We start from the raw sequence: 13,112 nt of genomic DNA, 5'->3' as shown, positions 1-13,112 counted from the left end.
GGTATAATCACATCCAATAAGTGATAAAAAAAGGAAATGCAATGACTGCTAAAACTCCTCTTCACGCGACGCACTTAGCTTGTGGTGCCAAAATGGTGGATTTCCATGGTTGGGATATGCCTCTCCATTATGGATCCCAGTTAAACGAACATCATGCGGTCAGAAATGATGCTGGCATGTTTGATGTCTCGCATATGACCATCGTTGATATTTTAGGCGCTGGTGGTCGTCAGTTTCTGCGAAAGCTTCTGACCAATGATGTTGATCAGATTACTCACAACGGGAAAGCTCTATACAGCTGCATGTGTAATGAACACGGCGGAATTATAGATGACCTCATTGTCTATCAACGGGCTTCAGATAATTATCGAGTAGTACTCAATTCGGCAACCAGGCAAAATGATGTGGCCTGGATTCGCGCAAAAAGCGAAGGATTTGCCGTTGGCTTACAAGAAAGGCGCGAATTATCCATGCTTGCTGTACAAGGCCCAAATGCCATAGCGAAAACATTGAGCATTCTTGCGCCCGCCCATGCAGATGCTGTTTCAACCCTTACCTCTTTCGAGTGCGTTGATGTGGATCACTGGTTTTTTGCTCGTACCGGCTATACGGGAGAAGATGGACTTGAAATCATTGTCCCCAATGAATTCATTACTCAACTCTGGAATGATCTCCTAAATGCAGGAGTAACACCCTGTGGATTGGGAGCCAGGGACACCCTCAGATTAGAGGCAGGGATGCTTCTCTATGGCCAAGATATGGATGAAACAACAACCCCGCTAGAATCTGGTTTAGCCTGGACAGTAAAGTGGGAACCGGAGGATAGAGGATTTATTGGAATGGGCGCTTTGGTTTCTCAAAAACAACAAGGAATTAAACGTAAGATGGTCGGTTTAACCTTGTTGGACAAAGGCATTATGCGTCATGGCCAAAAGGTTATTATTGAAGGCTGCCCTGACGGAATTATCACAAGCGGCAGTTACTCACCGACTCTTCAACAATCAATTGCTTTGGCGCGAGTTCCCGTGGAAACGGGGGAACAAGTATTTGTTGACATTCGCGGAAAGTTAATCCCGGCAAAAGTAGGGAAGCCTCGCTTTATCAAACAAGGAAAACCTGTTTAAATTTTAGTAATATTAATATTAAGGATATAAAAAAATGAATGATTTGAAATTCACAACAACCCATGAGTGGCTTAGGGAAGATGAGGAAGAGGTCATAGTAGGAATTACAGATCATGCGCAAGAATTATTGGGGGATATGGTATTTGTAGAACTGCCCGAAATAGGTGATGAAGTGAGCGCAGGTCAAGAATTAGGTGTGGTGGAATCAGTGAAAGCAGCTTCTGATTTTTATGCTCCCGTTAGTGGTGTTGTAACCGCGGTTAACGAAGCCGTTGGTAAAAATCCTGCCTTGGTAAACCACGATCCCTACCATGAAGGTTGGCTCGTGAGGCTAAAGCCTACCCATCCTGATGAAATCAAAAGCCTGTTGAGTGATGAACAATATCAAAATGAGATAGCTGAGGAAAATTAATCATGCCTTATATTCCACACACGCCCAATGATACCAAAGAGATGCTGGCGGCAATTGGTGCTCAAGATATCCAGGATTTATTTGATGAAATTCCAGCTTCTTTACAATATGCAGGATTTCAGAATATCCCTGCTGGCATTAACGAAATGGAAATGCTCAAAGAAGCCCAGAATCAAGCCCAAAAGAATCGTAACGGGATCTGTTTTATTGGTGCTGGATGTTATGAACATCATATTCCAGCAGCCGTGTGGGATATTGCATCTCGAGGTGAGTTTTTAACTGCTTACACACCCTATCAGGCGGAGGCTAGCCAGGGCACTTTACAATTATTGTATGAATATCAAACCATGATCTGTGAGTTGACTGGCATGGATGTGTCCAATGCGTCAATGTATGATGGAGCAACGGCCTTAGCTGAAGCAGTATTAATGGCAGTCCGACTTAATAAGCACAGCAAAACCAACAGAGTGCTCATCGCAGGCACAGTACATCCTTTTTATCGCGAAACCATCGAAACGATAGTACGTAATCAGCATATTGAAGTCATTACCCTCCCCTTTGATGAACAACAGGGAATCACAGATCTTGGCTCTCTTAATCAATACACAGGGGAAGATATTACAGCGTTGGTAATAGCCCAGCCGAATTTCTTTGGTTGCCTCGAACAGGTAGATAAAATGACTTCCTGGGCGCATCATAACAAAACAGTCAGTGTCGCTTGTGTTAACCCGACTTCCTTGGCTGTATTAAAGCCACCCGGCTCATGGGGAGAGCATGGTGTAAACATCGTATGCGGCGAAGGACAACCTTTAGGCTCCCCTATGGCATCAGGAGGCCCTTATTTTGGTTTTCTGAGTACTCGTATGGCCCATGTGAGACAAATGCCTGGAAGAATAATTGGACGTACAGTGGACAAAGATGGAAAAACCGGTTTTAGCTTAACTCTCCAGGCAAGAGAACAGCATATTCGTCGTGCTAAAGCCACGTCAAATATCTGTACCAACCAAGGTTTACTTGTCACAGCAGCAACTATCTATATGAGTCTTTTAGGGCCAGAAGGTTTAAGTCAAGTAGCGACTCAATGCCACCAAAACACCCACGAATTGGTCACTGCCTTAACACAAATTGAGGGAGTAGAACTGGTTTTCAAGGCCCCGTTTTTCCATGAAGCCTTAATTAAACTAAACCAACCGGTGCAGCCTGTGTTACAACAACTGGCCGATGCTGGAATTGCTGGAGGCTACGCACCGGAACAACACTATCCTCAGTTAGCCAATACGCTATTGGTTTGCGCGACAGAAGTGCGCACCACAGAGGATATCGCGAAATATACAAGAACATTAAAATCCATAATGTCCAAGCGAGGTGCCTGATGTTTATTGTGCAATTAACCTATTTGGTTCCCATCAATGAAGTAAACAAATATCTGCAAGCACACAGGGAATTTCTTGATTATCACTACAAACAAGGACTATTGGTTGTTTCTGGCCCCATGAAACCTCGAACCGGTGGAATTATTATAGCAGCGACAAATGACAGGGCCCATTTAGAGTCAGTATTTAAACAAGACCCTTATTATTTAGCAGAAATTGCTGAGTATCAATTTATCGAGTTTACTCCAGTAAAGCACAGGGATGAACTCAAGGAACTTATTCAAAAAACGGAAGGCAAATTATGTTGATTTTTGAATTATCTAAAACTGGTCGCCAGGCAAAAGCCCAGATACCCAGGGCAGCAAGCAAACACTATTCCATACCTGATGAATTTCAACGAAAGTCGCCCCCCAAATTGCCGGCCTGTTCCGAATTGCAAGTGGTAAGACATTTTACCCGCCTTTCCCAAAAGAATTTTTCCATAGACACCAATTTTTATCCTTTGGGCTCATGTACCATGAAATACAATCCCCGAGGTGTTCATAAAGCGGCGTCTCTTCCCGGCTTTATAAATCGCCATCCGTTAGCTATGGATCATGATAGCCAAGGATTTCTGGAAACTCTTTATAAATTGCAAAATTATATTTCTGAAATTACGGGGATGCCTGGTGTTTCACTTACGCCAATGGCTGGCTCACAAGGAGAATTTGCTGGCGTGGCAATGATTAAAGCCTACCATCAATCTCGCGGAGACACCGCCCGTGATGAAATTCTCATTCCAGATGCGGCTCATGGAACAAACCCCGCCTCTGCTGTGATGTGCGGATTCAAAGTAGTAGAAATTGCTACTGCTGCAGACGGTGACATTGATCTTGACGAATTAAAAAGAAAAGTAGGGCCTAGAACTGCTGGAATTATGCTAACTAACCCCTCTACTTTGGGATTATTTATGCGTCAGATAAAAGAAATAGCCAGTCTTGTACACCAGGCCGGAGGATTATTATACTACGATGGCGCTAATCTCAACGCTATTTTAGGTAAAGTAAGACCGGGTGATATGGGTTTTGATGTCATGCACCTTAATTTACACAAAACATTTGCGACACCTCACGGAGGTGGAGGCCCTGGCGCTGGTCCTGTTGCTGTTGGCAAACGTCTTATTCCTTACATGCCTCTACCCATTGTGAAAAAAACCGACTCCGGATATCACTGGGCAACTCGCCAGGATTATCCACAAAGCATAGGAAGATTATCATGTTTTATGGGTAATGCAGGAATTTTATTACGTGCTTATTTTTATATGATTGTCCTTGGTAAAGAAGGCCTATTACGCGTATCAGAATTTGCAACACTTAATGCCAACTATTTACTTAAAGAATTGACTAAAGTGGGCTATACGGCAGCTTATCCTGGTAGACGCGCATCTCATGAGTTTATTCTTACTTTAAATTCCGAAAAGAAAAATTATGACGTAACTGCCATGGATTTTGCGAAAAGGTTATTGGACTATGGCGTTCATGCCCCCACTACTTATTTCCCTTTGCTGGTACCGGAATGTTTATTGATTGAACCACCAGAAACAGAAAGTAAAGAGGAGTTGGATGCTTTTGTTGCTGTGATGAAGACGATCCGTGAAGAAGCTATCAAGGAACCTGATTTACTCAAAGCGGCTCCCCACACTTTACCAGTCAGAAGGCTGGATGATGTGAAAGCGGCTCGCGAATTGGATTTAAATTATTTCGCAACTCACGAGTAACCTATACAACAGATTTTTCCCAATTTTAGCGCAGCAGCTTTCTTTTGATGACAGTTGCTGCGTTTTATGGTTACAAACTTCTTTCAGCAGAATTTGGATATATTTTCAGCAAATTACAAACCTTTCCGTTTGATAGTTCTCAAGCATTGCATTATTAACTTTATAAAATAATGTTATAATGTAATTCAAATGGATTGAATAAATGGTTGTAGAATTGGATGAGCCACCAGTCAGAACATTGCTAGCACGCCAGGGAATCTATGATAGGAATAGCGCAATCTTTGCCTATGAACTCTTATATCGTAATAGCGAGGCACAAAATTCACACATCGATAACCTAAATCCTTCGTCAGGCGAAACCGCTACCTCTTCTGTCCTATTGCAGTTATTCGCCAATCTTGATGTGAACACCATAATTGGTAACAAACGAGCTTTTATTAATTTCACTCACAGTCATCTTGTACAAAAAATACCGATGTTACTTCCCAAAAATAGAATCGTCATTGAGGTTCTTGAAACAGTGGCGATTGACCAACCATTGCTGCTCAGTTTAATAGAATTAAAGAAACAAGGATACCAAATTGCTCTTGATGACTTTGTCTTCAGAAATGAGTTAGCGCCACTAGTTGACATGGCCGACATTATTAAAATTGATGTGCTTCATCTTAACCAGCAACAAATTGCAGAACAATTATTACCACTGAAATCTTTTAGGGGGAAGTTACTCGCAGAAAAAATTGAAGACAAACAACAATTCAATCATTGCATCAATCTTGGATTTGATTTTTTTCAAGGTTTTTTTCTAAACAAACCGGATCCATTGAAAGGACAAAGCATTACTGAAAATAAAATGCAGCTTTTAAGATTATTAACGGAAATAAACAATGAAGACGTACCAATCCAACGCATCGAAGAAATTATCTTACAGATTCCTAGACTAAGTTATCGTATCTTGCGTTTGGCAAATTCTGCTTCTTTGTACATGAGTAAAAAAATAGAATCATTAATGGATGCCATTTCTCAATTGGGCTTGATGCAAATTCGCAATTGGCTAAATTTATTGCTATTGGCAAGTCTCGATGATGTAGCTCCTGATTTGTTAGAACGAACATTAATTCGTGCCAAAATGTGTGAGTCCTTATCCAAATCGATGGGTTATCCCAACACTCATCAAGCTTATACTATAGGCATACTTTCTACTTTAGATGGTATATTAAATGAACCTATGCCTTCACTATTGGCGAAAATTCGATTAAGTGAAACACTCAATGAGGCTCTGCTGAACTATAAAGGGGGTTTAGGCAAAATCCTGAAATTTGTCATAGATTATGAACAAGCAAATTTTAATCAATTAGAGCGCCTTTCTATAAGGAGCGAAGCTCTCACCCAATCTTATCTCAAGGGAATTGAATACGCCAATCATGTGCTAGACATTATTAATAAATAATTTTCCTCCCCATTGGTATTCATTAGATATTTAACCTGTTTTACAAAAGAGAGTCCTATCGAAATTTTCATCAGGACTTACGATAAATCCTAATCTCTTTGTTAAAAAATGTTTTTAACCCAGTCATTTAGCTTATCTGAACTCCCTCATTAAAAACATTTTTTGCCTCGACCTTGGGGTTTTTCGTAAGTCCTGTTCCTGTCACGAATATATCACTAAATTTTATTTAAAATCACAAAGATCTTAAATTGATCTTATCGATCAAATAATAACTTGATGTTTCCTTTTGTTTATTTATAATTCATAGAATGTTGAATTTACCCTCTTATTTCAAATTATGATCATACATGAACTGTTTAATTGGATACACAATGATAGCGCAACCCTTCATCTTCGTGATCAAACGATTGAACGTGAGCTTATTGAACAAGAGGAATTACAAGCCAAACAAACAAATCGTGTACTTCTAGGTAAGGTCCGTCTTTTAAAATATAGTGGTACCTCCAGTACAGAGGCGATTAAAGAATTAGACCAGCATTGTCTTTTTATGGATTATCTCCAATTGTATAAACAAGAGTTTGTTAAGGATGAAAAAAACACTGTATTTTTAATTGCATTAAAAAGCCTGTTATCCCAGTCTTATGAAGAACAACTTCGTCTCATGCCTAAAATCAATGAGTTATTCCGAGTATTATTAGAAGATAATAAAGAAAGTACTCTTTCTTTTTATGATAAAAATAAAGAATTATTCAGACACTGCACAGACATTCAAGAAAGGGTAGCGTTTGAATTGCTCCAGCAAAAAATGGAGGCTGACAGCAAATCTGTAATGGCTCATCTCGAATATTTGCACGAGCATTTAGCCTGCCAGGAAAATCCCTTGGGAATAATTGCGCTATGTCGAAACTGGATTGGTGAAACAGAAAAATTTACTGCCTTAATACTCTGGTTGTTAGAGCGCAAAGTAAGCGTTGAAAAAATTCTTCTTACTAATCTGCTGCAGGATTTTCTAAAGTATCATTTATTCACGTTGCACTCCAAGGATAATGAAGTTTCTCGCTTGTATTCACTGCTTAGCCGTTTCCCTGAGGCGAAGGAACTCGTTATGGCAGCGCAAAGGATAAGTTGTGGGGAATTAACGTTCCTGCAATACTCTCTTGACGGTATTTTTCAGGGTAAAAATCTTCCTGTTGTTTCACAAGAAATCCCCCCTTTACAGTTTTCCCTAACCAGAGACAATTTTACCGCATTATACCGAACTTTTGGCCCGGCTTTTTTAACTGCAGGAGTTGCTACTGCAACAAACCATAGTAACGAGGCTTGGCTAGAGATGTTAAAGCAAACGCTGAATCAGGCAGAAACACTCAAATTATTGCCCGATATTATCAATATTATTGCCAGAGAGTATTCACCGAAAGTCTTAAAAACCCTTGCAGATCTTATTGCGGAGTCTACTGCCCATCAACTTCTTACTCTTAACCAAAGCTGTGTTTTTCATTTACTACAACATAAACCAAGATTGCTTCACGATATTACAGAAGAAAATGTTATTGAGTATATCAATCATCTGGTTCGACTGGACACTCATGATCAGGAAATCATTTATCAGTTAATGGCTTTGTTTAGGGTGTTATTGAAGAAAAACCATCCGGCAACGAAAGCAGTATTCGAAGCAATTCTCGATAATCTCGTGAATCATGCTCAGCTGCTTGAGGATGAAGAACTTTTAACTCAGTTAAAAAAATATCCGGATTGTGAGCTCCTTTTAGAGGAACGTTGTGAACATATGCAAAAACAGCTTAATTTTTGCATTGCTGAACAAGCATCAGGTTCAGTCTTTGGCAATCATAACTACAACACCATCGAAGATGTTTGGCTTGGAGCATTAAGAAAATTTGCAATAATCCATCAAATCAACCCACAAATGAAGTTTAGCCTCGGGCATAAATATGCCCTTCAAGCAAGAATTGCCGAAGCTGTCTTTATCAATCAGGGAGACCTGTTTGACTTAGATAACTTCATGGATGCATTGGATTTGCCTCCCGTTACCTCATCTGAAGAAATCAGTCTTTACGAGCGAGCTCTTATCGAAATTCTTGCAACGATAGATAATGAGCCCATCAGAAAACAAATAATTCACAAGCTGGAAACAACGCCTTTCGATAGGCTGGATTGGCATGAAAAAGAATATGGTAGTCAAACTATTTTCATTAAAGCAGCAAAAAAAGGTAATTTAGGTTTAATCAATTTGCTTGAAGACAAGATGAAGCCTTCAGTGCTTAACAAAGCGCTAAGAGCAGCAGCCAAAAACTACCAATGGGAAACATTGGATCATCTTTTTAGTCTTCCTGAAGTTGAGTTAAATCTAGATGAAATTGATAACCTTGTGGCCTATCTGGCAGAGCATGGACGAGTAGAAAGTGTAAAAAAACTCTTGAAATTATATGATTACAAGCCATCCACAGAATTAATTAGCGCAATTCTTAAAAAAGCGATAGCCAATGATAATTTACAGGTCATCATGTATTTCTGTAAACTCCCAGTGGAATCACCCAAACAATCAACGCTTGACCGCCTATTTAAATTAGCAATTCAATTACAGCACTGGGACATTGTTAAGTATCTTGCCAATTCAAAGCATTATTCTCCATCGCAAACCACGCTTGAAAAGGCTTTTCAACAAACTGCGCTGGCTATGCAACATGAGGCAGTAGAAATTCTTGGCAATGTGGAAAAAACACCCGTGCGTGCCATAGTTATTGAACGAGCATTACTGAAAGCCAGTAAACTGGGGCATACAAAGGTTGTTCAATCTATTTGTACCTTACCTTCCGAATTATTAACCAAGCAAGCTATTGAAGACGCTTTAGAACAAGCAGCAGCACAAGGACATTTGGACATTGTCTCCTGCCTCTGTGAGCCAGAAACCACAAGGCTGAGGCAGCCAGTAATCAACTCAGGAATGAAAATTGCGGTTCAGGCAGGCAAATTATCTGTAGTTAATTATTTCTGTTCAATGACAGGGAGCAATAAACCAACTCCCCGCTTAATTGATCAGACATTAGTTATGGCGGCTAAAAAGGGACAAACGGCTATTTTTAGGTCTATTCATTCAAACCACCAAACCCCTCCCGGAAAGCATGCCATTGAACAAGCCTTCCAGCTTGCTATTACTACCGGGAAATTACCGATTTTAGACTATCTATGCCGCCATGATATGTACGGTCTCAATCAGAGCAAGATTGATCAAGCATTGATTTCAGCAGTGAAATCCAAACAACTGGAAATTGTTTACTATCTCTGTGAATCACTGGAAATTACACCCAGTCGAAATGCACTTAGAGTTGCTGTTAGTAAAGCCATTTCCAGTGATCAATCTGAATTGGCTGACTACTTGCGAAGCCGAGCCAGTAGCAAATCAAAGCTCACAGATACTACCGTTGATGAGATGGATTCCCCTTGCGAAATTGGTAAACAATTAGCGACTAATGGGCTATTTAAGTATAAAAGAAAAGATGACAAAGAGCCTTCACTGCTTTTAAATCCTAGTCTTTAAAACTATTGGTCAGTAGAGGAGAACTCTCTTTAATCATCATACTTGGACATCCAGCTCAAACAAAGTCAGAGAATCCATCTCATTATCGTAAATTTTCTTAAACCAAGCTGGTATTTGTTTTGTTGATTCAGAAATATATCGTGAATCCTCTTTGTACTGTTCGGGAAGATAGCTGTTAAATAATTTTTCTAGAGCGCGGTTATCATCTATTAACAGATTAATTTGGTTAACCAGATAATAAGTTTCTCGAGGTTTAATTTTTTGTCGATTACCATCTTTATCAAGCCATTTCACTGAAGCCAAGCCAATAAATAAAGACCAGGCACAAAATAAGCGATACGGGCGTCCTTCAATAATTGGGATGCTCTTTATATAGGCCAGTGAATGGTGCGCATGAATGAATAAACTCTCACGCAGGCTATTTTCTGAAGAAATATAATAACGCCCATTTGCTTCATCATCCACTTTATCTTTTAAGAGATTGATTTTTTGTAAAAAGAAACCAAAATGAAAGGATTGATTTAACAAACTAGCTGTCCACTTAAAATTAGATATTAAATCAGTGAATATGTGTGACAATAATTTGCCAACCAATCCTGCAACAAAAAAACAATATTGATTAGTGGTAACTAATGAAGGAAATACGATTTTGCCTCCCATATGATAATGATTAAGGAAATAGTGCATGCCATCCACTACTTGAAAAATTGTTTTTATCACAGATTGCTTGATGGATTCAGGTAAATTATCTTTTTCTTCCAACAAAAGAGGGACGGCACATAGAAGTTGTTTCTCCCCTAATGGAAGCTGCGAAGGAAAGCTGGAAAGCCATTTTGTGAATTGATCATTTGCCGGTGTTTGAACTAAAAATGATTTAAAAGCAGCAAATGAATCACTTTGTGTTTGAAGATCTTGCCATTTGGCATCTTCAATACTGTCTGCAACACGCAAAAGCAAATAACTCAACGCAACCCATTCTTTTGCTGGAGAAGTTAACTGGCTTATACAAAAACTAAAACTTCTGCTTACATTTTCTAGATGTTGGTAATAAAAAAAAAACGATCGCATAACCATCAGCCAAATTGATATTCGCTTTTCGCTAATGCCTCTTTTATTCTCTGGTAATTTTCTTCCACCGTTTTTGACAACTCATCATAGGAAATATAATTTTTCCATACGTGCATCAAAGAAAATAAATACATAAACCCAAACTCCAGATCGTTTTCCAATAATGTATTACTGTACTTGATAAAGTTATCCAAATTTGAAAAGGGTTTTGACAGTGGCTTTATCCTGGATTGCTCCATGTCTTGAAACATTTGATCAAAAGCCTCCTGCATATAACGCGGGAACGGGATATTGCCATCAAAAACTCGGTGATCAACACTCATGCCTACAGGCAACAAATCTTGCACCTCAAATTTGTTATTTGTTTTATTCCAGACTTGTTTTCTTTCGATTTCTGTCAAGGTTATTTTAAACGTTTCATTTGGAAATAAGGGTGAAACCGCTGCTTGATATCCCCAATGACCAATATTACTCAAAGAAATAGCGGGTCTGGCAAATAAGAAATCACGGTACACTCGTTCATGTCGTGGAGTTAGCAAGCGATTTACTACTTCTTTTAAATAGGGATGCTCTTTTTCTAAGGATTGTGTTTTTTCATAACAGTACTTCATAATGCGCATGTCATGCTGAATGTGTTGCGCTAATTCAGTCATAGTCATCTCATGGCAATTTTTTAACTCAATCGCACCTAACTGATCACTACCTGGAATCTTTACCGCAAGCGCCACGTAACTATTGTGCGAGTGGTACAGTTTATGATTGAAAATATAATTTCTCGTCTGCGGGTTATCAAAGCACGCTTTACTCAATGCTTGTAACATAAGGCAAGTTATTGTTTCCGGTTTAAATTTCTTTTCAAAAAAACAAACCGGAGTAACATTTATATTAAAAATTGCAGATTCAGTAGGTAATTCGGGATCGTTCCACATCGCTGAAAGTAATTTACGAATATTGGTCGGTTCAATTGCTTTATCTTTTTCAAAATCATGCGATAAATTCTTCATCAATAAAGGCATGGTATCCATAAACAACTGCCAATGGGCTGAGGGTGTTAAGCCAATTTTTTTAAGCATCCAATGATGTTTATTATTGATATTGTTGAGCAGTTTCAGTGCCCCTTCCTTACCTAATAGAATGCCAAGAGTGGTCAAATATTGCTCATGGGCAAATACTGTATTTATCAACTCATCTTCAAAAATTGCTAATTTTTTCCTTAAATAGTCTTTATTTGGCAATCCAATCTGACGGTATAAATCGTACTCGTTCATATGCCGGCTTTCATCTTCAAGAACTGTTTCAAAAATAGTTACTGCGATGTTTTTCTCTTTCATTGCGATACATAATTCTTCTACCCATCCTTCTCCAACCAAATTGACCAAGGTAATAGAAGTTGCCAGATCATCTTCGCCTTCAAGAGAAGAAATAAAATGATTAATACTCTTTTGATGACCAAGTGGTAATGCGTAAGGAGCAGACAACTGAAACGCAATTTTTGCAAAAACAGTGGCATGGAAAATCTCGTCGGTAATTTGTTGACGCATTTGTTGATACAAATCCGTTCCACGGAGTTTCTCTAGTGATTTTATAAGCCCTCTTAAACCAATTGTTTCTAATTGAGCAAACAAGGAAAATAAATGGATATAGATAAGCTTGTCATGCTCAAGTTGAAAAGGAAGTTCGTTATAAAATATCTTATCAATTCGACTTTTGATGATTTCCTTTTCCTCGTCATTTAATACAGACCAAGCATTTTTTAAAGACTTCTCAGCAGCCCAAGTTGGTTTCAGCAAATCGCTTAACTGAATCATAAATTAACCCCAATCCATTTGTTATATTCTAAACGCCTACACTCTTCCGTAGCACATACTAATGACATACCTAAGGGCAAGTGTACTACAAAAGCGTTTTTTGTGGATATTGTCATATACTGAGTGCAATTGCTACTGGATTCTAGCCTGAAAAATAACCATGGACAAAAATTGCGATACCCCTCAGATAAAAACCTTCTCGATGAGCGATAAATTCCTCTGTCTCGATGAGTTTTTCGCAAGTCTCGAGAGTCTAAGATAACTGATTTTTGGCCCACCAAAGCTTCTCAGCGGCATCGACAAAATGCACTCTGATACCTCTACGTTAGCTGATGATGAGCCATTTAAAAGTCAAATCTCAATAGTAAAATAAGTGCCACAGAACTGTTTGCAGTGCAGCAATAAAACAAAAAGGGAAGATTATGTAGAAGAGCTATTATCTCAATGAAAAATAATTGATTTTAAAAGCAAAAATCCCTTTGCTATTAAAAAAAAATAAGTTATAACACTCTTAACTACATCAAGGATTGATTAGTGCAAATGTTGGGTCAACATCTCAGTAAATTCA

The 13,112-nt window shown here is 38.9% G+C and carries 9 protein-coding genes; 7 read left to right on the top strand and 2 right to left on the bottom strand.

Going from position 1 to position 13,112, the window contains the following annotated elements; genetic code table 11:
* The first annotated feature begins 41 nt into the window (after positions 1-41).
* The 7 genes from gcvT (at position 42) to EL201_RS00585 (ending at position 9,668) form a co-directional block, all read left to right on the top strand.
* Entirely contained in the window at positions 42-1,124 is a 1,083-nt protein-coding gene (gene gcvT, locus EL201_RS00615; RefSeq protein ID WP_027223225.1) for a glycine cleavage system aminomethyltransferase GcvT, read from the top strand.
* A 34-nt stretch (positions 1,125-1,158) separates the two neighbouring features.
* The gene (gene gcvH, locus EL201_RS00610; protein WP_027223224.1) at positions 1,159-1,536 is read left to right on the top strand and encodes a glycine cleavage system protein GcvH; all 378 of its coding nucleotides are present in this window, start codon (positions 1,159-1,161) and stop codon (positions 1,534-1,536) included.
* Between the two features lie 2 nt (positions 1,537-1,538).
* Positions 1,539-2,909 (top strand): aminomethyl-transferring glycine dehydrogenase subunit GcvPA, encoded by a 1,371-nt coding sequence (gene gcvPA, locus EL201_RS00605; RefSeq protein ID WP_027223223.1) that lies wholly within the window; start codon positions 1,539-1,541, stop codon positions 2,907-2,909.
* A complete protein-coding gene (locus EL201_RS00600; RefSeq protein WP_027223222.1) occupies positions 2,909-3,217 on the top strand; it encodes a YciI family protein in 309 nt (102 codons plus the stop codon). Before gcvPA ends, EL201_RS00600 begins: the two co-directional genes overlap by 1 nt.
* Positions 3,211-4,665 (top strand): aminomethyl-transferring glycine dehydrogenase subunit GcvPB, encoded by a 1,455-nt coding sequence (gene gcvPB / locus EL201_RS00595; protein ID WP_027223221.1) that lies wholly within the window; start codon positions 3,211-3,213, stop codon positions 4,663-4,665. Before EL201_RS00600 ends, gcvPB begins: the two co-directional genes overlap by 7 nt.
* A 202-nt stretch (positions 4,666-4,867) precedes the next feature.
* Positions 4,868-6,112 carry an EAL and HDOD domain-containing protein gene (locus EL201_RS00590; RefSeq protein WP_027223220.1) on the top strand — a complete coding sequence of 415 codons (1,245 nt, stop codon included), beginning with the start codon at positions 4,868-4,870 and terminating at the stop codon, positions 6,110-6,112.
* 337 nt (positions 6,113-6,449) lie between these two features.
* A complete protein-coding gene (locus EL201_RS00585; protein WP_027223219.1) occupies positions 6,450-9,668 on the top strand; it encodes an ankyrin repeat domain-containing protein in 3,219 nt (1,072 codons plus the stop codon).
* Between the two features lie 36 nt (positions 9,669-9,704).
* On the opposite strand, the gene EL201_RS00580 is transcribed toward EL201_RS00585, so the two are convergent.
* Entirely contained in the window at positions 9,705-10,742 is a 1,038-nt protein-coding gene (locus EL201_RS00580) for a squalene/phytoene synthase family protein (RefSeq protein WP_027223218.1), read from the bottom strand.
* The gene (locus EL201_RS00575) at positions 10,742-12,544 is read right to left on the bottom strand and encodes a 2-oxo acid dehydrogenase subunit E2 (RefSeq protein ID WP_027223217.1); all 1,803 of its coding nucleotides are present in this window, start codon (positions 12,542-12,544) and stop codon (positions 10,742-10,744) included. Before EL201_RS00575 ends, EL201_RS00580 begins: the two co-directional genes overlap by 1 nt.
* Between the last annotated feature and the right edge of the window lie 568 nt (positions 12,545-13,112).

Source organism: Legionella pneumophila subsp. pascullei (genome assembly GCF_900637585.1).
Lineage (GTDB): Bacteria > Pseudomonadota > Gammaproteobacteria > Legionellales > Legionellaceae > Legionella > Legionella pascullei.
Note: the sequence above shows the minus strand (reverse complement) of the source record. Positions and strands in the feature narration are given on the sequence as shown.